The organism is Rhodovarius lipocyclicus (assembly GCF_009900765.1).
Taxonomy (GTDB): Bacteria; Pseudomonadota; Alphaproteobacteria; order Acetobacterales; family Acetobacteraceae; genus Rhodovarius; species Rhodovarius lipocyclicus.
Genome location: NZ_JAAABL010000029.1, coordinates 24,156 through 49,105, shown reverse-complemented (window position 1 = coordinate 49,105; position 24,950 = coordinate 24,156). Strand labels below are relative to the sequence as shown.

Below are 24,950 nucleotides of genomic sequence, written 5' to 3'. Positions count from 1 at the left end.
GTGCCCGACCAGGCGCTGCCCACGCCGCCCATTCCGCCGCCGCCCCCGCGCGTGGCCGAGCGCACGCCGCAGCCCCGCCCCCAGCCGCGCCCGGCGCAGCCGCGCACCAGCCTGCCGGGCGTGTTCCTGCCGGAGGGCTTCAACCTCTCCCAGCCACGCCCCACGCCGGGCCGGCCGCTCGGGCCGCGCGCGCCGCTCGACCTGTCGGTGGACCCGCGCCATTTCGAGGGCCGCACCACCCCCAACAGCCAGGTCCAGGTGCGCGGCGCGAATGTGGGCCCGGACTGGTCCGGCGCCTTCCGCCGCTGGCTGGACCAGAACCTGCATTACCCGCAGGAGGCCGCCCAGCTGGGCGAAAGCGGCACCGTGCGCGTGCGCATCACCGCCAACCCGGACGGCACGGTGCGCCAGGTGCGGATGCTGATGCCCTCCGTCTCGCCTTCCCTGAACACCGGCACCACCCGCCCCTTCATCGGCGCGCGCCTGCCGGCCTTCCCCCCCGGCGCGGACCCGAACGGGGTGGAAGTGGACCTGACCGTGAACTACGTGCTGATCAGGCGCTGATGTCCGCAGCCGCTGGAAGCGGCTGCGGACATCAGCTGTTTTTTGTGCCCTCAGACGCCGGGCGCGGCCCTCCGGCCGCTTGGCTTCGCCGGACTGCCGGCGGGCCGCATTCGCGGCCTTGGAGTCTTTTTGTGCCCTCAAACGCCGGGCGGCGGCGTCCGCCGCCTTGGCTTCGTGCCGCAGGCACGCCGGGGCGGGGCAGCCCTGCGTTTGCGGTCACACCAAAGCCGCAACCTCACGTTATATGGGCGCCATGCCCGCACCCAGCGCCTTCGCTCCGCTTCGCCACCCGGCCTTCAGGCTGCTCTGGTGCGCCAGCCTCGCCTCCAACATCGGCCTCTGGATCCAGAACACCGCCGCCGGCTGGCTGATGACCTCGCTCGCGCCCTCGCCCGCCATGGTCTCCATGGTGCAGGCCGCCTCCATGCTGCCGGTCTTCCTGCTCGCCCTGCCCTCCGGCGCGCTGGCCGACATCATGGAGCGCCGGGCCTATCTGCTGCTGACCCAGATCTGGCTGTTCGCCGCCGCCGTGCTGCTGGTCGTCACCGAACTCTCGGGCGGGCTCGGCGCCTGGTCGCTGCTGGGCTTCACCTTCCTGCTGGGCTGCGGCATGGCCATGAGCTTCCCCGGCTGGGCCGCCACCACGCCGGAGCTGGTCCCGCGTGAGGATCTGGTGGGCGCCATCGCGCTGAACGGGATCAACTTCAACATCGCCCGCGCGCTGGGCCCGGCCGTGGGCGGGCTGATCGTGGCCAGCTTCGGCGTGGGCACCGCCTTCGCGCTCAACGCGCTGTGTATAACCGCCCTGGCGGTCGCGCTGCTGTTCTGGAAGCGCACGGCCCCCCGCCCCGCCCTGCCGCCCGAAAGCTTCTTCTCCGCCATCCGGGTGGGCATGCGCTTCGTCTCCGCCACCCCGGCCGTGAAGGCCGCGATCCTGCGCGCCATGGTGTTCTTCCTGTTCGGCGCGGCGGTCTGGGGGTTGATGCCGCTGCTGGTCCGCCAGGAGCTGGGGCTGGGCGCCGAGGCCTTCGGCCTGATGCTGGGCTGCATGGGGGCCGGGGCGGTGTTCGCGGGCTTCATCATGCCGCGCTTCCGCGCCCGCTACGGGCGGGGGGCGATCGTGCTGCGCGCCTCCGTCATCTCCTCGGGCGCCATGGCGCTGCTGGGGCTGGCGGCGCCGCTCGGGCTCGGCTGGCCGGCGGCGGCGCTGGGCATCTTCGTCTACGGCATGTGCTGGCTGGCCGGGGCCAGCACGCTGCAGGCCGCGGCCTCCCTCGCCGCGCCCAACTGGGTGCGGGCGCGGGCGCTCGGCATTTATCAGATGAGCTTCTTCGGGGCGATGGCGGCGGGCTCGGTCTGCGCGGGCTGGCTCGGCAGCCATATGGGCGTGCCGGGCGCGCTGTGCCTGTTCGCGGTGCTGGGCGCGGGCTCCGCCCTGCTGGTGCGCCATCATGGGCTGGATGCCGAAAGCTCCGACACGCGCCCCGAGCACACCGCGCGCCACATCCGCCCCGAACCCGCCGCCGCCGAGCTGCGGGACCTGCTGCACGCCGATCAGGGCCGGGTGCTGGAAACCGTGCGCTACTCCATCACGCCCGCCGACCGCATGGCCTTCCTGTCGCATATGGAGGAAGTGCGGCGGGTGCGGATGCGCGCGGGGGCCACGCTGTGGCGCCTGTATGAGAACGTGGCCCACCCGGAACGCTTCGTCGAATTGTGGGTGACCGGCAGCTGGACCGAGCATCTGCGCGAGGAACGGCGCATGACCGAGGCCGACAAGGCCATCGTGGCGAAAGCGGCGGCCTTCGACCGGGGCGAACCCGGGGCGGAGGCCGCGCGCTATATCAATCTGATGTAGCCAACTACCGCAGCGCCGCCGCGATCCCCTCGGCGAAGCGCTTGGCCTCATCCATCCGGCCTTCGCGGCGCGCCATGGTCAGGCGCAGGCGCAGCACCTTCCCGCCGAACGCCCCGGCACAGGCCAGGCTGTCCACCGGCATGCGGCCGAAATTGCCTTCCAGCGTGATGCAGTTCAGCCCCGCCACGCTTTCGCGCCCGCGCTCACGCAGGCGGCGGTGCTGCGGGCCGGCGGTGGCCTCGGCCGCCATGGCGCGCAGCTCGGAATCCAGCGCCTCCGTGCCCACCGGGCCGGTGACGGCCCGCAGCTGCACCTGGCCCGCGATCCGCCGGCCGGGTGTGGCGTAGGGGTATTCCACCCCCTGGCCACCCGGCAGTTGGGCCGGGTTGCCGCGCTGGAACTGCTCCAGCCGTTCCGGCAGGCGCGCGGCCAGTTCCTGGGGCGTGCGGCGCGTGGCGGGGGCCGCCGCGGTCTCCGGAGGGGTTTCCTCCGGCACCGCGCAGGCCGCCAGGCCCAGCAGCAGCGAGAATGTGGCCAGGCGCCGCATCAGCCCAGGCGAGTCCCGGCCTGTTCCACCGGCACGATCATGCTGGTGGTGGCACCGCCGAAGTTGATGAAGTGGTGCAGGTCATGCCAGACCATCTCGACGCCGATCCACAGGATCAGGGCCACGCCGACATAGGCGATCCAGGAGTAGCGCTCCAGCAGCTTGGCGATCACGGAGGCCGCGACACCCATGAGCAGGATGGAGATGACCAGGCCGATGATCAGCATGGGCATGTTGTTGCCCGCCGCACCCGCCACGGCCAGCACATTGTCCAGCGACATGGAAAGGTCGGCGATCACGATCTGGCGCAGCGCGGTGCCCATGGTCTTGACGTCGGGCACGCCGTCGCCGTCCTCGTCCACCTCGGTGCCCTCGTTCTTGCTGCGGGTTTCCTTGTAGAAACCATAGGCGATCCACAGCAGCACCAGGCCGCCCAGCAGCATGATGCCCGGGATTTCCAGCAGGAAGGCGGCGGCCAGGCTGAGCACGATGCGCAGCACCACAGCCAGCACCATGCCGATCATGATGGCGCGGCTGCGCTGCGCGGCCGGCAGGCCGGCGGCCGCCAGGGCGATCAGAACCGCGTTGTCGCCGGAGAGGATGATGTTCGCGCCCAGGATCTTACCCAGAACACCCCAGTCCCAGCTGGCTGCGAAAGTCGCGAGATCCATGAGCCCAATATTCTCCCCGGCAAAAAAGGTCGCGGGCGTGCGCGATGCACGCCCGGGCCCATGTCTTAAGCCGAGGAAACGAGACCCGCAATGTGCCCCGGCGTGCCTGACGCCGGGGCGGAAGCGGCCTCAGTGCCGGCGCAGCGCCTTCTGCACGCTGTCCACCACCAGGGTGCAGACCGTGGCGATCACCAGGATCTGCACCACCGTGGCACCCGCCCAGAGCCAGGCCGGGAAAACACCCGGCAGCGCCAGATAGCCCAGCGGCAGCAACAGGAAGGCGTAGGAGCCGGGAACGCGCTCCGCCACCTCATGCGTGCCGTCCCAGACCATGGCGCCGGCCACGTACAGGATGATCAGCAGGCCCACCCAGGCGATCCAGCGATGGTTGTTCAGCAGCCGCGCGATGAAGGTCGCGGCCACGCCCATCAGCACCACCGAGATCGCCAGGCCGAACACCAGCACATAGGGATGTTCCTTGGCGGCACCGGCCACCGCCAGCACATTGTCCAGCGACATGGAGACATCGGCCACCAGGATCTGGATGACCGCCTGGCCCAATGTCTTGCGGGGCGCGTCGGCCGCTTCGCCGTTATGCAGCGCCTCGGCCTGCTCGGCCTGGCTGTGCCGCAATTCGCGGAACATCTTCCAGCAGACCCACAGCAGCAGCACGCCGCCGGCCAGTGTCAGGCCCACGATGGCCAGAAGCTGGGTGGTGATGGCCGCGAAACCGATGCGCATGACAGTGGCGGCACCGATACCCAGCAGGATGGCTTTTCTGCGCTGATCGCTCGGCAGGCCGGCAGCGGCCATGCCCACGACGATCGCGTTGTCACCCGCCAGCACGATGTCGATCATCAACACCTGCAACAGCGGAATTGCCCAATCAGGCATCATCCGGAACCCTTTGACCTCATGAGATTATCGGGCCGCACTTAAACATTCAGCCACATTCCGGCAAGCTTAAAGCGACTGGTTGCCGCCGAATTCGCGCATGCTCTGGACATTGTGGCCCGGCGGGGCCAAAGGGAGGCCGAATACCCCCGGAAATTGCAGGAGGCCGCATGGTTCCGCGCTATACCCGCCCCGAGATGGCCGCCATCTGGTCCCCCGAGGAACGCTTCCGTATCTGGTTCGAGATCGAGGCACTGGCCGCCGAGGCGATGGCGAAGTTCGGCACCATCCCCGAGGAAGCCGCCCGCGAGATCCGCGAGAAGGGCGGCCCGCGCGCCGCCTCCATCGACGCCGCCGCGGTCGAGGAGATCGACGCCATCGAGCGCGTGACGCGCCATGACGTCATCGCCTTCCTCACCTGGATGGGCCAGGGCATCGGCCCCTCCTCCCGCTTCATGCACCAGGGCATGACCAGCTCGGACGTGCTGGATACGGCGCTGGCAGTGCAGATGGTGCGCGCGGCGGACCTGCTGATCGCCGATGTGGACGCCGTGCTGGCCGCGCTGAAGAAGCGCGCGATCGAGCACAAATACACCCCCACCATCGGCCGCAGCCACGGCATCCATGCCGAGCCCACCACCTTCGGCCTGAAGCTGGCCGGGCATTACGCCGAGTTCGTGCGCAACCGCGCGCGCCTGGTGGCCGCCCGGGCGGAGGTGGCGACCTGCGCCATCTCGGGCCCCGTGGGCACCTTCGCCTCCACCGATCCGCGCGTGGAGGCCTTCGTGGCCGAGAAGCTGGGGCTGACGGTGGAGCCCGTCTCCACCCAGGTGATCCCGCGCGACCGGCACGCCGCCTATTTCTCGGCGCTGGCCGTCGTGGCTTCCAGCGTGGAACGGCTGGCGGTGGAAGTGCGCCACCTGCAGCGCTCCGAGGTGCGGGAGGCGGAGGAGTTCTTCCATGCCGGGCAGAAGGGCAGCTCGGCCATGCCGCATAAGCGCAACCCGGTGCTGAGCGAGAACATCACCGGCATCGCCCGCCTGGTGCGCGGCTATGCCGGCCCCGCGCTGGAGAATGTGGCGCTGTGGCATGAGCGCGACATCAGCCATTCCTCGGTGGAGCGGGTGATCGGGCCGGATGCCACCATCGCGCTGGATTTCGCGCTGATGCGGCTGGCGGGCATGATGGACAAGCTGACCATCTATGCCGAGCGCATGACCGAGAACCTCGAATCCCTGGGCGGGGTGGTGCACAGCCAGAAGGTGCTGCTGGCGCTGACCCAGGCGGGGCTGTCGCGTGAGGAATCCTACGCCGCCGTGCAGAAGGCCGCGATGGAAACCTGGACCAAGCTCGGCCGCGCCGATGCAAGGAAGTTCCGCGACAACCTGCTGGCCAGCCCGGATGTGGCAGCCCGCATCGACGCCGCGACCCTGGACAAGGTGATGGACCCGGCCCGCGACTTCGTGAATGTGGAGACCATCTTCTCCCGCGTTTTCGGCTGAATGATGCCCTGATTCCGCCGCAACCCGGGACCATATTGCCGGTTATACGCAAGGAGGAACCAGCCATGCGGTCCATGTTCAGGCTTCTGGCGGTTCCGGCGCTGGTTCTCGGCGCCGGTATCGCGCTCTCCCCCTCGGAGGCTTCGGCGCAGTATTACGACAAGCCCGGCGGCTATGCCCCGCCGGCCTATTACGCGCCGCCGCCGCCGCCTCCGGTCTATTACGCGCCGCGCCCGGTCTATGTGCCGCCGCCGGTGTACATCCCGCCGCCGCGGCGGGTGTATGTGGGCCCGCCCCCCTGGGCGTGGCGGCCGCACCACCATCACTGGCGGCGCTGGTAGCCGCCAGCCCTTGCCGGGGGCATAACTCCCGGCATGTGTACCGTGATCCTGCTGCACCGGCCGGGCCATCCCTGGCCGGTCATGCTGGCCGCCAACCGCGATGAACGCCTGGACCGGGCCTGGGCGGCCCCCGCCGCCCATTGGCCAGGCCACCCCGGCATCACCGGCGGGCGGGATCTGACGGCGGGCGGCAGCTGGATGGCCATCAACCGCCATGGCGTGGTGGCCAGCGTGCTGAACCGCGCGGGCAGCCTGGGCCCGGCGCCCGGCAAGCGCTCCCGCGGGGAATTGCCGCTGCTGGCCCTGGCCGGGCGCACCGCGCACGAAGCCGCGGCGATCGTGGCCGGGCTGGACGCCGCCGAATGGCGCCCCTTCAACATGGTGCTGGCCGATGCCTGGGGCGGGGTGTTCCTGGCCGGGCTGGGCGAGGGCCATGCCGAGCCCGCCCCCCTGCCCCCGGGCCTGTCCATGGTCACCGCCCATCCGCCCAACGACATGCACAGCCCCCGAATCCGGCGGCACCTGCCGCTGTGGCGCGCGGCACGTGCGCCGGATTCGCCCGAGGACTGGGCGGAGTGGCTCGAGCGGCTGGCCGATTCCCTGGGCGGGCGCGCCGAACAGCTGCTTCTGCCCCCGGAAGGGGGGTTCGGCACCGTCTGCTCCTCGATTCTCGCGCTGGGCGCATGGCAGGAATGGCATTTCTCGGCCGTTTGGCCGCGCCGAACGGGGTTCGGGGCTGTGGCCCTCGGCTGAACCCGCTGCTATACCGCCCCCGCACTCAAGGAATTCCGCCATGGCACGCAGGCGTCAGATCTATGAGGGCAAGGCCAAGATCCTCTTTGAGGGGCCCGAGCCCGGCACGATCGTCCAGTATTTCAAGGACGACGCCACCGCCTTCAACGCGCAGAAGAAGGGCACGATCACCGGCAAGGGCGTGCTCAACAACCGCATCAGCGAATACCTGATGACGCGCCTGGCGGAGATCGGCATCCCCACTCACTTCATCCGCCGCCTGAACATGCGCGAGCAGCTGGTGCGAGAGGTGGAGATCATTCCGCTGGAAGTCGTCGTGCGCAATGTCGCCGCCGGCAGCCTGTCCACGCGCCTGGGCATCCAGGAAGGCACCCGCCTGCCGCGCTCCATCATCGAGTATTACTACAAGAACGATGGCCTGCAGGACCCGATGGTGAGCGAGGAGCACATCACCGCCTTCGGCTGGGCCACCACCCAGGACATCGACGAGATCGTGCAGATGACCCTGCGCATCAACGATTTCCTGTGCGGGCTGCTGCTGGGCGTCGGCATCGTGCTGGTGGACTTCAAGATCGAGTTCGGCCGCATCTGGGAAAACGACGAGATGCGCCTGGTGCTGGCCGATGAGATCAGCCCGGACAATTGCCGCCTGTGGGATGCCAAGACCGGCGAGAAGATGGACAAGGACCGCTTCCGCCGCGACCTGGGCAAGGTCGAGGAAGCCTATCAGGAAGTGGCGCGCCGCCTCGGCATCCTGCCCGAGGCCGGCATCCGCGACATGAAGGGCCCGGAGACGATGCAATGAAACTGCGCGTGACCGTCATGCCGAAGAACGGCGTGCTGGACCCGCAGGGCAAGGCCATCCAGCAGGCGCTGGGCGGCCTGGGCTTCGCGGGTGTCGAGGATGTGCGGGCCGGCAAGGTCATCATCCTGGATGTCGCGGAAACCGACGCGGCGGCCGCCAAGGCCGCCGGCGAGGAGATGGCCCGCAAGCTGCTGGCCAATACCGTGATCGAGAGCTTCACGGTCGAGGCGATTTGAACCTGTCCGCCGGCCTGCCCTTCGCGGTATGCCGGCGGTGCATGGCTACCTTCGCGCGCCCCGTGGTAACGCGGTGGTAAAGTTATCGCTTTTCATGATGCTGGGGCTCACCTTCTTCACCGCCATGGGCCTGTCCTGGCGGGAGAGGCGGAAAGGCCCCACGCCAGCCCGGGGGTTCGCCGCGCGCCAGAAGCGCGTGATCGACCGCTGGGTCACCGCCGCAGCCATCGCGGCGCTCGTCACCATGCTGGTGCTGGGCGGGCTGCAATGGCTGCGGATCTGGCTTTCGTGAAGGCGGGGGCATGAAGGCGGGGGCATGATCATGCGGGACCGATCCGCCAGCCCCGCCCGCGGCAGGAGGTTGCGTCATGGGGATCTCTGCGGCGCTGATGTATTTCCCGGTGATGCCGGCCCTGGTGCTGGCGGCGCTGCTGGCGGGGCTCGCGCTGCTGGCGCTGCCGTTGATGGGGCTGGTGCGCTGGCTGCTGCCAACGGCCTGGCGCTGCGTACTGCCGCCCCGCACCCTGTTCCTGGCCTGCATGCTGGCGGTTCCGGTGCTCGTGCTCTCTGGCCTGATGGGCCATGCCGCCATGCAGCCTGACCGCGACGTGCTCGTCGAAAAGCCCAGCCGCGAGGAAATCCGTGCGCGGCAGGCCCTGTTCCGCCATATGCTGCCCAGCCGCGACGCTGGCCGCGCCCCCATGCATGCGATCGAGGAGTAACCCATGAAGGCCGCCATCATCGTCTTCCCTGGCACCAACCGCGAGCGCGACATGGCGATCGCGCTGGAGCGCGTGACGGGCCGCAAGCCCGCCATGCTGTGGCACCGCGACACCGCCCTGCCCCAGGGGCTGGACCTGGTGGTGCTGCCCGGCGGATTCTCCTACGGCGACTACCTGCGCTGCGGCGCCATGGCCGCCCAAAGCCCGCTGATGGCCGAGGTGAAGGCCTTCGCCGCCCGCGGCGGGCATGTGCTGGGCGTGTGCAACGGCTTCCAGATGCTGTGCGAGGCCGGGCTGCTGCCGGGCGCGCTGCTGAAGAACGCCTCCCTGCGCTTCCTGGCGATGGACTGCACCATGCGGGTGGAACGCGCCGACACCGTCTATACGCGCGGCTACCAGCAGGGCCAGGAATTCAAGGCGACCATGGCGCACGGCGACGGCAACTACTTCTGCGACGCCGAAACCCTGGCCCGGCTGGAAGGCGAACGCCTCGTCTCCCTGCGCTACAGCGGCGCCAACCGCAACGGCAGCATCAACGCCATCGCCGGCATCCTGTCGCCCAACCTGCGGGTGATGGGCATGATGCCGCACCCCGAGAACTGCGTGGACCCGCTGGTGGGCGGAGAAGACGGGCTGCCGATGTTCCAGGGGCTGGCGGAAAGCTTTTTGACGGCGGCTTGAGCCGGAAGGGCGCAGCCAGGGGGCGCCGCCCCCTGGACCCCCGGCAGGAGCCGAAAGGCCCCTGCACCCCATCCGTTTGGCGCTGGTCCTGCCAGGGTCTTTCTCATTGAACTTTATAATGAAAATGGCGCCGTACCTGCCAAGGTAAGGCACCAATCCATGGGTCCAAAGGGTTGCTACAACCCTTTGCGGGGATGCAAGGGGCGGCGCCCCTTGCCGGGGGGTTCAGGGGGGGCGGAGCCCCCTCACGCCACCAGCGCCGCCGTCACCGCCTTGGTCACTTTCACCGCATCCCCTGGCGCCAATTCCAGCAGCAGCCCGCGCTGCCCGCCGTTGATCAGCACCTGCCCGAAGCCCATGGCGGTTTCCTCGACAGCGGTCGGCACCTGCTTTTTCTGTCCGAAGGGGCTGATGCCGCCGACATGATAGCCGGTGAGCCGTTCGGCCACGGGCGGCTTCATCATCTGCGCCGACTTGCCCCCGAAGGCCGCGGCGACGCGCTTCATCGACAGTTCCTGGTCGGAGGGGATGACGACGCAGCCCGGCTTGCCGTCCACCTCCACCATCAGGGTTTTCAGCACGCGGCGCGGGTTCTCGCCCAGCGCCTCGGCGGCCTGCAGGCCCACGCGCTCGGAGCCGGGGTCGTAGTCGTAGGGGCGCAGGGTGAAGGCGACGCCGGCCTGCGCCAGCGCCTGGGTGGCGCGGGTGGTCTTGGACATGGCCGCAGAATAACCTGCCCTCAAAAGATGAGGAAACAGCCCATGACCGCTTTCGACCCCGCCACCCACCGCATGGTGGCGGAGCAGCGCTGGTTCGAGGATTTCGCCCTGGGCGAGCGCTTCCCCCTGCCCAGCCGCACGATGACGGAGGCGATCTTCCTGGCCTTCCAGGCGGCCTCCGGCGACAACCATCCGGTGCATTACGATGTGGAATATTGCCGCCGCCACGGCATGCCGGGTCTGCTGGCCCATGGCTATCAGGTGGCGATCCAGACGGCGGCGGGGGCCGGCATCTTCCCGCATCTGGTCGAGGATTCGCTGAAGGCCTTCCTGGAGCAATCCAGCCGTTTCCTGGCCCCGGTCTTCGCGCAGGACACGCTGTATCCCTGCCTGACGGTGGATGAACTGTCGCCCAACCGCACCACCGGCGTGGTGGGGCTGGCCAGCACCGTGCACAACCAGAAGGGCGAGCTGGTGCTGGAAGGCCGCCACCGCTACCTGCTGCGCAAACGCCCGGCTTGACGCGGCGCGCCCGGGGCCCCATCCGCGCCCCATGGCCGCACCTCCGCTTCTCATCCTCGACAATATCAGCTTCACCCTGGGCGGCGCGCCGCTGCTGAACGGGGCGGGGCTGTCGGTCTCGCCCGGGGAGCGACTGGCGCTGGTGGGGCGCAACGGCAGCGGCAAATCCACGCTGCTGCGCATCGCGGCCGGGGAGTTGCAGGCCGAATCCGGCACGCGCTTCCTGCAGCCCGGCGCCACCCTGCGCTACCTGCCGCAGGAACCCGACCTGGCGGGCCATGCCACGGTGCTGGATTACGTGATGTCGGGCCTCGGCCCCTCCGACGAGCCCTATCGCGCCCGCAACCTGCTGGAGGGGCTGGGCCTGACCGGGGAGGAGCAGCCAGGCAACCTCTCGGGCGGGGAGACCCGCCGGGCGGCGCTGGCCCGCGCGCTGGCGCCCTCGCCCGACATCCTGCTGCTGGACGAGCCGACCAACCACCTGGACCTGCCGGCGATCGAGTGGCTGGAGGGCGAGCTGTCGGCCATGCGCGGCGCGCTGGTGCTGATCAGCCATGACCGGCGCTTCCTGTCGCGCCTGTCCAAGGCGACGCTGTGGCTGGACCGCGGCGTGACCCGCCGGATGGACCGCGGCTTCGGCGAATTCGAGGCCTGGCGCGAACAGGTGCTGGAGGAGGAGGAGCGCGAGGCCCACAAGCTGGACCGCCAGATCGTCCGCGAGGAACACTGGATGCGCTATGGCGTGACCGCCCGGCGCAAGCGCAACGTGCGCCGCGTGGCGGAGCTGGCGGCGCTGCGCGAGGCCCGGCGCACCCGCGTGCGCCCCACCGGCACCGCGACCATGCAGGCGGCCGAGGCGCAGGGCTCCGGCACGCTGGTGATCTCGGCCGAGGATGTCAGCAAGGCCTGGGGCGACCGCACGGTGGTGCGCGATTTCTCCACCCGCATCATCAAGGGCGACCGGGTGGGCATCGTGGGCGCCAACGGCGCGGGCAAGACCACGCTGCTGAACATCCTGACCGGGGCGCTGGCACCCGACAGCGGCACGGTGAAGCTCGGCACCAATCTGGAAATGGCGACGCTGGAGCAGATGCGCGGCAGCCTGGACCCCAACCGCAGCCTGGCCGACACGCTGACCGACGGGCGCGGCGACCAGGTGTGGGTGGCGGGCCAGCCGCGCCACGTCATGGGCTACATGCAGGATTTCCTGTTCCAGCCGCAGCAGGCGCGCACGCCGGTCGGCAAGCTTTCGGGCGGGGAGCGCGGGCGGCTGCTGCTGGCCCGGGCGCTCGCCATGCCCAGCAACCTGCTGGTGCTGGACGAGCCCACCAACGACCTGGACCTGGAGACGCTGGACCTGCTGCAGGACCTGCTGGCGGATTACGCCGGCACGGTGCTGCTGGTCAGCCATGACCGCGATTTCCTGGACCGCGTCTGCACCAGCGTGATCATGAGCGAGGGGGACGGCCGCTGGCAGGAATATGCCGGCGGCTATTCCGACATGCTGAACCAGCGCGGAGAAGGCGTGGCCGCCCGCGCCGTGGCCCCCGCCGCCAGGCCCAGGCCCGCCGCCGAACCCCGTGCCGAGGCGGCCCCCGCCCAGGCGCGGAAAATGTCCTTCAAGGACCAGCACGCCCTGGCCAGCCTGCCCGGCCAGATGGAGAAGCTGTCCCAGGAGATCGCGGTGCTGGAGAAATGGCTGGCCGACCCCGGCCTGTATGCCCGCGACCCCAAGGGCTTCCAGCAGCGCAGCGACGCCCTGGCGCAGCGCCAGCAGGCGCTGGCCGAGGCCGAGGAGGAATGGCTGCGGCTGGAAATGCTGAAGGAGGAGCTGGGGGGTTAACCAGCCGCCCTGCCCGCCGCCTCCATCCGCGCCAGCCAGGCCTTGGCCCGTTCGGCCGTCATCTGCCCCACGCCGCCGATGATGGTCCGCCGCCGGGGCTTCACGCCGATGAAGCCCAGGATGTTGCGTTCCAGCGCCTTCACCCCCGGCGCGCCATAGAACCAGCGATAGATGAAGCCCGGCATGCCCATGCTGACCACCACATGGGCCGTGCGGCCCTTCAGGCGCAGCCGGCCGGTGGTGATGTCCTGCCCGCCCTCCCGCACGAAGCCCGGGCGCAGCGCCTGTTCCCAGAACGCCTTCAGCCCCGCCGGCATGCAGCCCAGCCACAGGGGATAGAACACCACCCAGTGCTGCGCCCAGGCCAAGCTCTCCTGCGCGGCGCGGATGTCGGGGGCGATGGCCTCCGAGGCGAAATCCTCGGCGGTCAGCAGGGGCGGCACGCGCAGGCGCGCGACCTCCAGCACCCGCACCTCATGCCCTGCGGCCTGGGCGGCCATGGCATAGGCACCGGCCAGGGCGTGGAGCAGATGCCCGCCCACGGGGTCCGGGTGGCCCTGGATGATGGTGATGCGGGTCATGCGCGGCCCCTCCTGAGCGGGAGAGGCTAGGCCCAGGCGGGCCGGCGGGCCTTGACCCGCCTCAAACCCCTACAGCCAGCCCTTGCGCTTGAAATACAGCACCGGCAGCACCGCGGTGGCGATCATCAGCACGATCGCCAGCGGATAGCCCACCTGCCATTCCAGCTCCGGCATGTGCTGGAAGTTCATGCCATAGATGCTGGCGATCAGCGTGGGCGGCATCAGCGCCACCGACACCACGGTGAAGGTCTTGATGATGCTGTTCTGCTCGACATTGATGATGCCCAGCACCGCGTCGAGCAGGAAATTCGCCCGGTTGTTCAGGAAGTTCGCGTGCTCCACCAGGGAGCGCACGTCCCGCACCAGGGTCTTGATGGTGGACTGGTTCTCCTTGCGGATCGCCGTCCCCTTCTCCGCGCCCACGAAGGTCAGGATGCGCGACAGGCCGAGCAGGGTTTCCGAGGCGCGCGTCGTCACCTCACCCACCTGGCCGAGCGTGACCAGCGTGGTCTTCAGCGTGTCGTCGCGCTGGTTGGCCTTCATGCCCTTGCGGGCCGCGCGGAACGCCTCGGAGGAAGCGCGGTCCATGTCGAGGCCCAGGCGCTCCAGGATATCGGCCAGCCGGTCCACGATCTGCTCGAACAGGTGCAGCATCACCGCGTCGGGGCTGGCCAGCAGGGCGGGCGCCTTCTGGCAGCGGGCGGCGAACATCGGAAAGGCCTTGGGCGTGGCGTAGCGCACGGTCACCAGGGTCGCGCCCGTCAGCACATAGGTGATGGCGGTGGAGCCGAACTCCCCCGCCTCCATCCCGTACAGGAAGCTGGCGGTCAGAAACAGGTCCTCGCCCTCCTTGTACAGGCGGGAGGAGCTTTCGATCTCCTGCATCTCCTCGCGCGTCGGCACCTCGATGCGCAGCGCGTCCTGCACCGCGCGTTCCTCGGCGGAGCTGGGATTCAGCAGGTCGATCCAGACCGCGCCGCGCAGGGCCTCGGGCTCCTGCACGCCTTCGCGCAGCAGCATCTGCCCGTTTTGGACGGTATACACATTGATCATGATGGCTGCTCCCGAGGGCGGGTGCGGGTTTCTAGACCGGGCCGGGGGGCGCTGTCACCCGGCGGATGGCAAACCGAACAGGCTTGTCACGTCAGCGAAATCACGCGCCCGCGGATGGTCCGGGACAGGCAGCGTGCCGTCCTCGGGCCGGACGAGCTGGCAGGTGCGCAGGCCGGAGGCCCGGGCCGCATCCAGCTCCGCGCCGATGTCGGACAGGAACAGGATATCGCCCGGCGCCAGCGCCAGCGCGACGGCGATGGCGGCATAGCTCGCGGCCACGCGCTTGGCGCCCATGCGGGTGTCGAAGAAGTCACGGAACAGCGGCACCAGGTCGCCGGCCACGGAATGGCCGAAGATCAGCCGCTGCGCCTCCTCGGAGCCCGAGGAATAGACGGCCAGCCCCACCCCACCGGCATGCCAGCGGCGCAGTTCGGGCGCCACATCGGGCCACAGATGGCCCTTGAGGCGCCCATCCTCATAGCCCTGGCGCCAGATCAGCCCCTGCAGGGTCTTCAGCGGCGTCACCTTGGCATCGGCCGCCATCCAGGCGCGCAAGGTCTCCAGCGGCGGGCGGCCGGGTTCCATGGCCTGGATCTCTGCCAGGATCGGCGCCACGTCGCGCGTGTGCGACGCCAAGAACCCCTCCAGCGCCTCGGCGGCGAAGGGGAACAGCGTGCGGTGCACGAAGGAAATCGCGGTTGTCGTGCCCTCGATATCCGTCAGCACCAGCTGGGGCCTGGTGGTCATGCTTGGTGCTCCGGGAAAAAGGAAGGGCGCCGGCCGTCAGGCGGTGATGGCGGGGAAACGCTCGGAGATGCCGCTCTCGGTGAAATGCGGCACCCAGCCGGAGGTGTCGGTGAACACCCGCACGGCGGTGAAGCTCGGCGCCTCGCCGGCGTCGAACCAGTGCAGGGTGTTGGCCGGCACGCTGATCAGGTCGCCCGCCGTGCAGAAGGCGTCATAGATCTTGCCGTTCACGTGCAGGATGAAATTGCCCGAGCCGGCGTGGAAGAAGCGGACCTCATCCTCGCTGTGGGTGTGCTCGTTCAGGAATTTCGCGCGCATCGCGGCGGCCTGGGGGTGGCTGGGGTCCAGCTTGATCACGTCGGCGCTGCCGGCGCCGGTCTCGCCCAGGAAGGCGTCCAGCTCGGGGCGATAGGCTTCCAGCACCTGTTCGGCGCTGGCCTCGGCCGGGATGTCCTTGGCGGGCCAGCGCTCGAAGCGCACGCCGAGCGGCCGCAGGGCCTGAGCGATCGCGGCGGTCTCGGCCACGCGCAGTTCCAGGGCGCCGGTGGCGGCGTCACGCACGGTCAGCAGGCTCACAGTTTCCTCGCTTCCAGCTCGCAGGCGAGCATGAATTCCAGAGCCTCGAGGCGGAGCAGCGCCTCGGGCATGTCGCGGCCCCAGACATATACGCCATGACCGCGGATCAGATAACCGGGGATATGGGTCGCGCCCTGGTCCCACAGCGCCTCCACCCGCGATTGCAGGCGGGGGATATCTTGGTCGTTGTCCAGCACCGGCAGGCTGATGCTGGCCTCATGCGTGGCCAGGCCCGGAAAGGCCTTCAGCAGCTCATAGCCCGACAGCGTGATCGCCCCGCCGACCCGGCGGGACAGCACGGTGACCGGCACGGAATGGCCATGCAGCGCCGCCCCCGCCTGGGGGAAGCGCCGGTAGATGCCGCAATGCAGCCCGGTCTCGGCCGAGGGGCGCAGGGATGCGTCCTCGGCCACGCCCGCCTCATCGACCACCATCAGCGCATCGGGCGTCAGCAGCCCCTTGTGGAAGCCGGAGCGCGTGATGGCGATGCGGCCGGGGCCGAGCCGGACGGAGAAATTCCCCGCCGTGGCCGGCACCCAGCCGCGGGCGTCCATCCGGCGCCCGGCTTCGATGATGGCGGTGGCGATGGCGGGCGGGATCTCCCCACCCGCCATGGATCAGGCGGGGTGGCTGGGGTTGGAGGCGGGCTGCGCCGTGGTGGCGGTGGCCGCGCCCGGCTGCGGGGCCGGGATGCTGCCGGCCGGTTGGGCCGGCGGCGCGGACGTCGCCACGGCGGAGGCGTCGCCTTCCTCCTCCTTGATGTTCTGCTTGAAGGATTTGATGCCCTTCGCCAGGTCGCCCATCAGGCCACTGATCTTGTTGCTGCCGAACAGCAGCAGCACCACAACGAGAACAATGAGCCAGTGCCAGATGCTAAAGGAACCCATGGCGTAACCCCAAAAATTCGGATGAGACCCAGGGCAAGGTCGCCCGGGGAGACTGACTGAACCTAGTGTGCCGCCACCCCCAACACCAGCCCCAGGCGGCGGCAGGGCGATGAAATCCGCATCGGGCGCCCGATTTTCGTTGCAACCAGTTCATGTTTTCGGCATTTCCACCCCGTCCGGGCCCCTCTGGCGGCACCCCTCGATGGGTGACCGCGATGTCGGACAGAGCAACCTGCCGCCGTGGAGCACTCCCTCCCGGCAGATGTTCTGTACGGCGGCGATTGTCGAGAGGACCCGAGTTTTGACCTTTCTGCTTCTGGAATGGCTGGGCAAGCCCCTGTGGATGTGGGCCGGCTTCCTGGCCATCGTCGCCATGCTGCTGGCCTTCGACCTCGGCGTGCTGAACCGGCGCGAGCGGGAGATGGGCGTGGCCGAGAGCCTCTGGCTCTCCGCCTTCTATTTCAGCGTCTCCATCCTGTTCGGCATGGGGGTGTGGTGGGCGCACGGCGCCGGCCACCTGCCCACCGAGGACGGCACCCATGCCGGTGTCACCTGGTTCACCGGCTTCTTCATCGAGAAGGCGCTGTCGATCGACAATGTCTTCGTCATCAGCCTGATCTTCGGCTTCTTCGCCATCCCCCGGCGCCTGCAATACCGGGCGCTGGTCTATGGCATCCTGGCCGTGATCGTGCTGCGCGGGCTGATGATTGGCGTGGGCGCCGCGCTGGTGCGCGAATATGACTGGCTGCTCTACTTCTTCGGCGCCTTCCTGATCGCCACCGGCATCAAGATGCTGGTGCTGCCGGAGGGCGAGAGCGATGTCTCGAAGAACCCGCTGGTGCGCTTCCTGCGCCGGCACATGCGGGTGACGGATGAGTTGCACGGCCAGAAGATGTTCGTGCGCCTGCCCGATGCCACGGGGCGCCGGCTGCTCTGGGCCACGCCGCTGTTCCTGGCGCTGGTGGTGATCAACATCGCGGATCTGGTCTTCGCGGTGGACAGCGTGCCGGCCATCTTCGCGCTGACCACGGACAGCTTCGTGGTGTTCACCGCCAATATCATGGCGATCCTGGGCCTGCGGGCGCTGTATTTCGCCCTGGCCGCGCTGGTGCACCGCTTCGCCTATCTGAAATACGCGCTGGCGCTGGTGCTGGTGTTCATCGGCGCGAAAATCTTCTGGAATAGCGCGGTGGGCAAGGTGAACCCGGCCATCTCGCTGGGCGTCACGCTGGCGTTGATCCTGGGCGGCATCCTGTACTCGCTGTGGCGCACCAGGGGCCAGGCGGCCGAGGCCGCGCGGTAAGGGTGGCGGGGGGCCGGTCAGCCCCCCTCCCCCAGCAGCCAGTCCCGGAAGGCGCGGAGCGCGGGCTTGGCCTCATTGCCCTCGGGATAGCCCAGCACGTAGTGGTCCGCCCCGGTGAAGCCCTGGCCGAAGGGCGCCACCAGCCGGCCCTGGGCCAGCTCAGCCTCCAGCATGAAGCGCGGCAGCAGGGCCACGCCGAGCCCCGCGGCCGCCGCCTCCGCCAGCAGGGGCATGTGCTGGTGCTGCGGGCCCCGGCGGCCATCCACGCCGTGCACGCCCATGGCCTCCAGCCATTCCGTCCAGGCGCGCGGGCGCATGCTGAGCTGCAGCAGGGTGCAGCGGGCCAGGTCGGCGGGTTCGCGCAGGGTGGCCGCCAGGGCGGGGGCGCAGACCGGCAGGCGCTCCTCCGGCACCAGCCTGTGGCGGATCACGCCCGGGTCCTCCCCCAGCCCAGTGCTGAGCCAGATGGCGGCATCCACCTCCTCGGCAGCGAAATCCAGCGGTGTCAGGCGGGTGGTGAAGTTGCGGATGTTCACCACCACCTGGCGGTGGCGCGCGGCGAAGCGGGGCATGCGCGGCATCAGCCAGCGCGTGCCGAAAGTGGGTGAGACAGCGAGGTTCAGCGTGCCCCCCGCCCCGCGATGGGCCAGCAATTCCTCGGTGGCCGCATGCAGCCGGCCAAGCGTGACCCGCACCACCGGCGCATAGGCGGCCCCCGCCGGGGTCAGCGCCAGGCGCTGCCGCTGGCGCTGGAACAGCCGCAGGTCCAGCAGCGCCTCCAGCCCCGCGATCTGGCGGCTGACGGCCGATTGGGTCAGCGACAATTCCTCCGCCGCGCGGGTGACGGACAGGTGGCGCGCCGTCACCTCGAAGGCCTGGAGCATCTGGATGGGCGGCAGCTGGCGGCGCGCGGGCATCAAAGTTCATTCCAAGATGGAATGACAGCATGAGACAGTCTCGATGGACGCGGCAAGCCGGGACGGGAAGAATTCCAGCCGCCGAAAGGCCAATGTCCCGCGGGAAAACCCGCGGGGGACGGGATGCGCAGCCGCTTCGCATGGCGACAGCTCAAAGGGTAAGACATGACCGAAGCGCATCATCCCACGCGGCGCCGCACGGCGCTGCGACTGGCCCTGGGGGCCTTCGCGGCTCCCACCTTGGCCACCTCCGCCTTGGCCCAGCCCTGGCAGCCCAGCCAGCCCATCCGCATCTTGGTCGGCTATCCGCCCGGCGGCGCCGTCGATGTGCTGGTGCGCGTGGTGGGTGAGGCGGCGCAGCGCCTGCGCAACCTCCAGGTGATCCCGGAGGTGCGCAGCGGCGCCTATGGCTTCCTGGCCGCCCAAGGCGCCGCCCGCGCGGCCCCCGACGGCACCACCTTATGCAGCGCCATCATGGGCATGATGTCCGTGCTGCCCGAGATCCCGGGCGTGCCCATGCCGCTGGACCTGGAACGCGAGATCATCCCCGTCGCCGCCCTCGCCGGCACGCCCATGGCCCTGGTGGCCCGCCCCGACGCGCCGTTCAACGACCTCGACGGGCTGATCGCCTATGCGCGGGAGAAGGCGGGGGCGGCCACCTACGCGTCCTCCGGCAACGGGTCCACCAACCATCTGGGGGCCGCGCTGTTCGCGCAGATCACGGGGGTGGAGATGACCCACATCCCCTATCGCGGCGGCGCGCCGGCCACGCTCGACGTTTCGGCGGGCCGGGTGGACATCATGGTGGCCAATGTGGCCGAGGTGGCGAGCCAGGTGGCCGATGGCCGGCTGAAGGCGCTGGGTGTGACCGCCGCCGCCGAGACCCCGATGCTGCCCGGCGCGCCCCCCATCGCCGCGCGCTTCCCGCAGATGGAGATCAACAACTGGTTCGGCCTGGCCGGCCCCGCCGCCCTGCCGCCCGCCATCCGCGAGGGGCTGGGCGCCATGTTCGCCGCCATCGTGGCCGAGCCCACGACGCGGGAGGCGCTGCTGCGCCGGGGGCTGGAGCCCCTGCCGGAATACGGCGCCGCCTTCGAGAACCGCATCCGCGCCGACCGCCTGAAATGGCGCGGCGTGATCCGCGCCGCCAACATCCGCGGCGACTGAACAGGACACTCCATGACGACCCATACCTTGTCGCTCGGCATCGACATCGGCGGCACCTTCACCGACCTGGTGCTGCTGGACCACGCCGATGGCCGCGCCGTGATCTGGAAGGAAAGCACCACCCCCGACGACCCGGCGCGCGGCGCCATGACGGGTGTGGCGGGGCTGTTGAAAAAGGCGGGGGTCGCGCCCGGCCGGATCGGGCGGGTGGTGCATGCCACCACCCTGTTCACCAACGCGCTGATCGAGCGCAAGGGTGCCGCCACCGGCCTGCTGACCACCCGCGGCTTCGCCGATGTGCTGGAGATCGCGCGGGAGCGGAAATACGAGCTCTACGACCTGTTCCTGGAAATGCCCGCCCCCCTGGTGCCCCGCCCCTGGCGCGCCGAGGCCATCGAGCGCCTGGCCCCGGACGGCTCCGTCGAAACCCCGCTCGACATCCCCGCGATGCTGGAGGAGGTGGCGAAGCTGGCGGCCCAGGGCGTGACCAGCCTGGGCATCTGCTTCCTGCATTCCTACGCCAACCCGGTGCATGAGCGCCTGGCGGCCGAGGCCATCGCGCAGCGTTTCCCGCAACTCTCCCTCTCCCTGTCCTGCGACATCGCGCCGGAGGTGCGGGAATATCCGCGCATGGTGACCACCGTCGCCAACGCCTATGTCCGCCCCATCGCGGAAACCTATCTGGACCGGATGGAGGCGGCGCTGGCCGGGGCCGGCATTCCGGGCCGCATGTTCATGATGCTGTCCAATGGCGGGCTGACCCATGTCAGCGAGGCCAAGCGCGCGCCCGTGCAACTGCTGGAAAGCGGCCCGGCGGCGGGCGCGCTGGCGGGGGCCTGGTTCGGGCGGCATGCGGGGCTCGACCGGGTGCTGGCCTTCGACATGGGCGGCACCACCGCCAAGCTGGCGCTGGTCGATGATGGCGAGCCCCTGGTGGCCTGGGGCTTCGAGGCGGCGCGCGCCAAGCGCTTCCTGCGCGGCTCCGGCCTGCCGGTGCAGATCGCGACGGTGGAATTGATCGAGATCGGCGCGGGCGGCGGGTCCATCGCGCGCAAATCGGATCTCGGCACGCTGCATGTGGGCCCGGACAGCGCGGGCGCGCAGCCGGGCCCCGTCTGCTACGGGCGCGGCGGCACGGAACCCACCGTGACCGACAGCGACCTGGCGCTGGGCTACCTCAACGGCGATTTCTTCCTGGGCGGGGCCATGACCATCGACGCGGGGGCGGCCAACGCGGCGCTCGGCGGGCTGGCGGGGTCGCTGGGGCTGGACGCGGCGCGCGGCGCCCATGGCATCCATGACGTGGTGAACGAGAATATGGCCGGCGCGGCCCGCGTCGCGATCGCGGAGCGCGGCCGGGTGCCGCAGGACTACGCCCTGCTGGCCACCGGCGGCGCCGCCCCGGTGCATGCCTGGAACGTGGCGGAAAAGCTCGGCATCGGGCAGGTGGTCTGCCCGCCGGGGGCGGGTGTGGGCAGCACCATCGGCATGCTGATGGCCCCCGCGCGGGTGGACCGCACCGCCTCCTATACGGTGCCGCTGAAGCAGGTGGATTGGGCCACGGTCACCGGCCTGTTCGCGGGACTGGAGGCCGAGGCCCGGGCGGTGGTGGCCGATACCGGCGCCGACCTGTCCCGCGCCAGCGTCCGCTGGCTGGCCGACATGCGCTATCAGGGCCAAGGCTCCGAGATCACGGTGGCCCTGCCGCACGCGCTGGAGGAAGCGGGCGTGCTCGCGGCCTTCGAGGCCGCCTACAAGCAGTTGTTCGGCCGCACCCCGCCCGGCGCGCGCGCGCAGATGGTCACGCTGCGGCTGTCCCTGCTGGCGCCCATGCCGGGTGCGGGCGGCACGCTGCTGCTGAAGGGGGCCGCCGGCGCCGTGGCGCTGAAGGGCCGCCGCCCGGTGCATTTCCCGAGCCATGGCGGCGTGTTCGACACCCCCGTCTATGACCGCTACGCGCTGCCGCCCGGCAGCACCCTCGAAGGCCCCGCGGTGTTCGAGGAAAACGAGAGCACCTTCATCGTCGGCCCCGGCGCCAGCATCCGCGTGCTGCCCGAGGGCTCCATCCTGGCCGAACGGAAGGCCTGAGCCATGACCAAGACATTCGACGCGGTGGAGCTGGAACTGCTCTGGCGCCGCCTGATTTCCCTGGTGGATGAGGCCGCGGCGGCGCTGGTGCGCACCAGCTTCTCCACCCTGGTGCGGGAAAGCTACGATTTCTCCTGCGTCGTCACCGACGCCGCCGGGCAATCGCTGGTGCAGGCGACGGAGAGCATCCCCTCCTTCATCGGCACCCTGCCCACCACGGTGAAGCATTTCCTGCGGTTCTTCCCGCTGGAGAGCCTGTCGCCGGGCGATGTGCTGATCACCAACGATCTGTGGCTGGGCACCGGGCATCTGCCCGACATCACGGTGGCCAAGCCGATCTTCCGCAACGGCCGGGTGGTGGCGTTTTCCGCCAGCACGGCGCATGCGCCCGACATCGGCGGCAAGATCCGCAGCCCCGAACCGCGCGAGGTGTTCGAGGAAGGCCTGCAGATCCCGCCCATGAAGTTGCTGCGCGCGGGCGAGGCCGATGCCACGCTGGTCGCCATCATCCGCCAGAATGTCCGCACGCCGGAACAGACCATGGGCGACCTCTGGGCGCAGGTGGTGGCGCTGGACATGATGGAGGAACGGCTCGGCATCCTGATGGAGCAGGCCGGGCTGGAGGATCTGACGGAGCTGGCGACGGTCATCCACGACCGCTGCGAGGCGGCCATGCGCAACGCCATCCGCGCCCTGCCCGACGGCACCTACCGCAGCGAGCTGCAGACCGACGGCCTGCTGGACAAGCCCATCACCATCAAGCTGGCCCTGACCATCGCGGGCGACAGCATCAGCGCCGACTACACCGGCACCGACGCCCAGGTGGACCGGGCGATCAACTGCGCGCTCTGCTACACCTATGCCATGACGATGTATGGGGTGAAGGTCTGCACCAGCCCCAATTTGCCCAACAATGAGGGCGCCTGGCGGCCCATCAGTGTCGTCGCGCCCGATGGCTGCATCGTGAACCCGGTGTTCCCGGCCTCCGGCGGGTCGCGCATGCTGATCGGGCATTACCTGCCCATGCTGGTCTTCGGCTGCCTGGGCCAGATCGTGCCTGAGCGCGTGATGGCCGCCTGCGGGTCGCCGATGTGGGGCATGAACCAATCCGGCGTGAACGCGGACGGCAAGCCATACGCCAACATGTTCTTCTACAATGGCGGGATGGGCGCGAATGTGCGCGGCGATGGCATCTCCTGCCTGTCCTGGCCGTCCAACGTCTCCTCCACGCCGATCGAGATCAGCGAGCAGAGCGCGCCGCTGCGCTTCCATCACAAGCGGCTGCGGCCGGGCAGCGGCGGGCCGGGCCGGCACCGCGGCGGGCTGGGGCAGGAGGTGCTGCTGGAAAGCCGCTCCACCACCCCCATCGCCGTCTCCTTCCTGGCGGAGCGCACCATCTTCCCGGCTTTCGGCATCGAGGGCGGCGAGGCGGGCGCGCCCGGCGTGCTGGAGATCAACGGCCAGCGCGTGGACCCCAAGCGGCAATACGTGCTGAACGCCGGCGACACGGTGATGATGGCGACGCCGGGCGGCGGCGGGCATGGGCCGGCCGGCGAACGGGCCCCGGCGGCACGGGGGCGGGATGCGGCCATGGGCTACCTCCGCCCGGACTGATGCCGCCGGAGCGATGCCGGCCGACACCGATCTTTGAGCGGGCAGTTTGCCGGGGCGCATTGTCTTCGCCCCGGCCAGGCGGCATTGAGTGGCCCATGGGACAGGACGAACCTACACAGCTCCATGCGCGGCTGGATGCCTATGCGGCCTGGATCCGGGACCTGCGCGAAGGCAGGTCCGCCGCCCCTCCCGCCATCGAGGGCGAGGACCCGCTCGCGCGGCTCGGCCGTGAGCTGCAACTGCTGTCGGAGGCGATCACCCGGCGGGAGAACGAGCTGCGGCGCCTGTCCCGGATCGTTCACAGCGCGGGACAGGAAATCCTCGTCGAGGACGTGCTGGAGAGCATTTTCCGCGGCTTCGCCGGCATCATCCCCTATGACCGCATCGGCTGCGCCTTCCTCACGGCCGATGGCGCGCGCCTGACCTCCTATTGGTCCCATTCCCTGATGGGGCCGATGCGGATCAACAAGGGCTATTCCCAGCGCATGGCGGGCAGCAGCCTGCAACAGGTGTTCCGCACCGGGCAGCCGCGCATCCTGAACGATCTGGAAGCCTATCTGGCCGAGCACCCGGGCTCCAACGCCACCGCGCGCATCGTGGCCGAGGGCGGGCGCTCCAGCCTGACCTGCCCGCTGTTCGTGGATGGCCAGCCGACCGGGGTGCTGTTCTTCACCAGCCGCGAGCGCAACACCTATCAGGACATCCACCAGGCCACCTTCCTGCAGATCGCGGACCAGGTCTCGGTGCTGATCAACAAAAGCCGCCTGTTCCAGGAGCTGGTGGACAAGAACCGCTACCTGCAGCAGCAGGCCGAGCAGTTGCAGGAGGAAGCGAGCCGGGATCCGCTGACCGGCGTGCTGAACCGCCGCGCCTTCATGCTGACGCTGGAGCGGCATCTGCAGGCCCATGCCGCCAGCGGCCAGCCGCTGGGGCTGATCATGGCCGACATCGACCATTTCAAGGCTATCAACGACACGCTGGGCCATGCCGCGGGCGACCGGGCGCTGTGCGAGTTCACCCGGCGCGTCGGTGCGCTGCTGCGACCGAACGACTATCTCGGCCGCTATGGCGGCGAGGAATTCCTGCTGCTGATCGACGCGACCCGGCGGGAGGAACTGCCGGCCATCGCCGAGCGTTTCCGCCGGGCCGTGGCGGAGTCCCCCTTCGATCTGGGCGGCACGGAGAGGCCGGTGACGGCCAGCTTCGGCGTGGCGAGCGCCTCGGATATGGGCGAGGCCCCGGATGAGCTGGTCGCGCGGGCCGACCGGGCGCTGTACGCCGCCAAGGCGGCGGGGCGCGACCGCTGCGTCCTGGCCGATGAAGCGGGGGCCGATGAAGCGGGGGCCGATTGAGCGGGCC

The 24,950-nt window shown here is 69.8% G+C and carries 28 protein-coding genes; 17 read left to right on the top strand and 11 right to left on the bottom strand.

What is annotated here, in order from left to right; translation table 11 throughout:
* Positions 1-564: energy transducer TonB (locus tag GT007_RS16360; RefSeq protein WP_160122707.1), on the top strand; the 564-nt coding region annotated here is incomplete at its 5' end.
* 253 nt (positions 565-817) lie between these two features.
* Positions 818-2,422 carry an MFS transporter gene (locus GT007_RS16355; RefSeq protein WP_236571701.1) on the top strand — a complete coding sequence of 535 codons (1,605 nt, stop codon included), beginning with the start codon at positions 818-820 and terminating at the stop codon, positions 2,420-2,422.
* 4 nt (positions 2,423-2,426) lie between these two features.
* Here the strand turns inward: GT007_RS16355 and GT007_RS16350 are convergent, their stop codons facing one another.
* The 3 genes from GT007_RS16350 to GT007_RS16340 all read right to left on the bottom strand — a co-directional run bounded on the left by GT007_RS16350 (position 2,427) and on the right by GT007_RS16340 (position 4,537).
* Positions 2,427-2,969, bottom strand: coding sequence for a hypothetical protein (locus GT007_RS16350; RefSeq protein WP_160122703.1), 543 nt, complete (start codon positions 2,967-2,969; stop codon positions 2,427-2,429).
* Complete coding sequence (locus tag GT007_RS16345; protein WP_160122701.1) at positions 2,969-3,640, bottom strand: YjbE family putative metal transport protein; 672 nt, start codon at positions 3,638-3,640, stop codon at positions 2,969-2,971. Before GT007_RS16345 ends, GT007_RS16350 begins: the two co-directional genes overlap by 1 nt.
* A 129-nt stretch (positions 3,641-3,769) precedes the next feature.
* Positions 3,770-4,537, bottom strand: a complete 768-nt coding sequence (locus tag GT007_RS16340; protein ID WP_408015557.1) for a TerC family protein — start codon at positions 4,535-4,537, stop codon at positions 3,770-3,772.
* Positions 4,538-4,704: 167 nt separating this feature from the next.
* On the opposite strand from GT007_RS16340, the gene purB reads away from it, so the two are divergent.
* The 8 genes from purB to purQ all read left to right on the top strand — a co-directional run bounded on the left by purB (position 4,705) and on the right by purQ (position 9,574).
* On the top strand, positions 4,705-6,036 hold the full coding sequence (gene purB, locus GT007_RS16335) for an adenylosuccinate lyase (RefSeq protein WP_160122697.1): 1,332 nt from the start codon (positions 4,705-4,707) through the stop codon (positions 6,034-6,036).
* A 65-nt stretch (positions 6,037-6,101) separates the two neighbouring features.
* Positions 6,102-6,377, top strand: coding sequence for a hypothetical protein (locus tag GT007_RS16330; RefSeq protein ID WP_160122695.1), 276 nt, complete (start codon positions 6,102-6,104; stop codon positions 6,375-6,377).
* Positions 6,378-6,410: 33 nt separating this feature from the next.
* Positions 6,411-7,130, top strand: coding sequence for an NRDE family protein (locus GT007_RS16325; protein ID WP_160122693.1), 720 nt, complete (start codon positions 6,411-6,413; stop codon positions 7,128-7,130).
* 40 nt (positions 7,131-7,170) lie between these two features.
* A complete protein-coding gene (gene purC / locus GT007_RS16320; RefSeq protein WP_160122691.1) occupies positions 7,171-7,935 on the top strand; it encodes a phosphoribosylaminoimidazolesuccinocarboxamide synthase in 765 nt (254 codons plus the stop codon).
* Positions 7,932-8,171 carry a phosphoribosylformylglycinamidine synthase subunit PurS gene (gene purS / locus GT007_RS16315; protein WP_160122689.1) on the top strand — a complete coding sequence of 80 codons (240 nt, stop codon included), beginning with the start codon at positions 7,932-7,934 and terminating at the stop codon, positions 8,169-8,171. The genes purC and purS overlap by 4 nt, the downstream gene beginning before the upstream one ends.
* Positions 8,172-8,265: 94 nt before the next feature.
* On the top strand, positions 8,266-8,463 hold the full coding sequence (locus GT007_RS16310; RefSeq protein ID WP_236571700.1) for a hypothetical protein: 198 nt from the start codon (positions 8,266-8,268) through the stop codon (positions 8,461-8,463).
* Positions 8,464-8,539: 76 nt separating this feature from the next.
* Positions 8,540-8,893 (top strand): hypothetical protein, encoded by a 354-nt coding sequence (locus GT007_RS16305; RefSeq protein WP_160122687.1) that lies wholly within the window; start codon positions 8,540-8,542, stop codon positions 8,891-8,893.
* A 3-nt stretch (positions 8,894-8,896) separates the two neighbouring features.
* Positions 8,897-9,574, top strand: a complete 678-nt coding sequence (gene purQ / locus GT007_RS16300; RefSeq protein WP_160122686.1) for a phosphoribosylformylglycinamidine synthase subunit PurQ — start codon at positions 8,897-8,899, stop codon at positions 9,572-9,574.
* Positions 9,575-9,819: 245 nt separating this feature from the next.
* Here purQ and ybaK read toward each other — a convergent pair whose 3' ends face one another.
* The gene (gene ybaK / locus GT007_RS16295; RefSeq protein ID WP_160122685.1) at positions 9,820-10,293 is read right to left on the bottom strand and encodes a Cys-tRNA(Pro) deacylase; all 474 of its coding nucleotides are present in this window, start codon (positions 10,291-10,293) and stop codon (positions 9,820-9,822) included.
* A gap of 42 nt (positions 10,294-10,335) precedes the next feature.
* On the opposite strand from ybaK, the gene GT007_RS16290 reads away from it, so the two are divergent.
* On the top strand, positions 10,336-10,815 hold the full coding sequence (locus GT007_RS16290) for a MaoC family dehydratase (RefSeq protein ID WP_160122684.1): 480 nt from the start codon (positions 10,336-10,338) through the stop codon (positions 10,813-10,815).
* A 31-nt stretch (positions 10,816-10,846) separates the two neighbouring features.
* Positions 10,847-12,658 carry an ABC-F family ATP-binding cassette domain-containing protein gene (locus tag GT007_RS16285; RefSeq protein ID WP_160122683.1) on the top strand — a complete coding sequence of 604 codons (1,812 nt, stop codon included), beginning with the start codon at positions 10,847-10,849 and terminating at the stop codon, positions 12,656-12,658.
* On the opposite strand, the gene GT007_RS16280 is transcribed toward GT007_RS16285, so the two are convergent.
* The 6 genes from GT007_RS16280 to GT007_RS16255 form a co-directional block, all read right to left on the bottom strand.
* A complete protein-coding gene (locus GT007_RS16280) occupies positions 12,655-13,239 on the bottom strand; it encodes an NAD(P)H-dependent oxidoreductase (protein WP_160122682.1) in 585 nt (194 codons plus the stop codon). The genes GT007_RS16285 and GT007_RS16280 overlap by 4 nt on opposite strands.
* A 69-nt stretch (positions 13,240-13,308) precedes the next feature.
* Positions 13,309-14,292, bottom strand: a complete 984-nt coding sequence (locus tag GT007_RS16275) for a magnesium transporter CorA family protein (protein ID WP_160122681.1) — start codon at positions 14,290-14,292, stop codon at positions 13,309-13,311.
* Positions 14,293-14,346: 54 nt separating this feature from the next.
* Complete coding sequence (mtnC, locus tag GT007_RS16270) at positions 14,347-15,039, bottom strand: acireductone synthase (protein ID WP_160122680.1); 693 nt, start codon at positions 15,037-15,039, stop codon at positions 14,347-14,349.
* A 36-nt stretch (positions 15,040-15,075) separates the two neighbouring features.
* The gene (locus GT007_RS16265) at positions 15,076-15,615 is read right to left on the bottom strand and encodes a 1,2-dihydroxy-3-keto-5-methylthiopentene dioxygenase (RefSeq protein WP_160122679.1); all 540 of its coding nucleotides are present in this window, start codon (positions 15,613-15,615) and stop codon (positions 15,076-15,078) included.
* A complete protein-coding gene (locus GT007_RS16260; RefSeq protein WP_160122678.1) occupies positions 15,612-16,229 on the bottom strand; it encodes a methylthioribulose 1-phosphate dehydratase in 618 nt (205 codons plus the stop codon). The genes GT007_RS16265 and GT007_RS16260 overlap by 4 nt, the downstream gene beginning before the upstream one ends.
* Positions 16,230-16,232: 3 nt before the next feature.
* Positions 16,233-16,502, bottom strand: coding sequence for a twin-arginine translocase TatA/TatE family subunit (locus tag GT007_RS16255; RefSeq protein WP_160122677.1), 270 nt, complete (start codon positions 16,500-16,502; stop codon positions 16,233-16,235).
* A 301-nt stretch (positions 16,503-16,803) separates the two neighbouring features.
* Between GT007_RS16255 and GT007_RS16250 the strand changes: the two genes are divergently transcribed.
* The gene (locus GT007_RS16250) at positions 16,804-17,805 is read left to right on the top strand and encodes a TerC family protein (RefSeq protein WP_328798952.1); all 1,002 of its coding nucleotides are present in this window, start codon (positions 16,804-16,806) and stop codon (positions 17,803-17,805) included.
* Between the two features lie 17 nt (positions 17,806-17,822).
* On the opposite strand, the gene GT007_RS16245 is transcribed toward GT007_RS16250, so the two are convergent.
* Positions 17,823-18,722 carry a LysR substrate-binding domain-containing protein gene (locus tag GT007_RS16245; RefSeq protein WP_160122676.1) on the bottom strand — a complete coding sequence of 300 codons (900 nt, stop codon included), beginning with the start codon at positions 18,720-18,722 and terminating at the stop codon, positions 17,823-17,825.
* A 165-nt stretch (positions 18,723-18,887) separates the two neighbouring features.
* On the opposite strand from GT007_RS16245, the gene GT007_RS16240 reads away from it, so the two are divergent.
* The 4 genes from GT007_RS16240 (at position 18,888) to GT007_RS16225 (ending at position 24,943) form a co-directional block, all read left to right on the top strand.
* Positions 18,888-19,889 (top strand): Bug family tripartite tricarboxylate transporter substrate binding protein, encoded by a 1,002-nt coding sequence (locus GT007_RS16240; RefSeq protein WP_160122675.1) that lies wholly within the window; start codon positions 18,888-18,890, stop codon positions 19,887-19,889.
* Between the two features lie 12 nt (positions 19,890-19,901).
* Positions 19,902-21,977, top strand: a complete 2,076-nt coding sequence (locus GT007_RS16235; RefSeq protein WP_160122674.1) for a hydantoinase/oxoprolinase family protein — start codon at positions 19,902-19,904, stop codon at positions 21,975-21,977.
* Positions 21,978-21,980: 3 nt separating this feature from the next.
* Complete coding sequence (locus GT007_RS16230; RefSeq protein WP_160122673.1) at positions 21,981-23,591, top strand: hydantoinase B/oxoprolinase family protein; 1,611 nt, start codon at positions 21,981-21,983, stop codon at positions 23,589-23,591.
* Positions 23,592-23,686: 95 nt separating this feature from the next.
* Positions 23,687-24,943 carry a sensor domain-containing diguanylate cyclase gene (locus GT007_RS16225; protein ID WP_160122672.1) on the top strand — a complete coding sequence of 419 codons (1,257 nt, stop codon included), beginning with the start codon at positions 23,687-23,689 and terminating at the stop codon, positions 24,941-24,943.
* Positions 24,944-24,950: the final 7 nt, after the last annotated feature.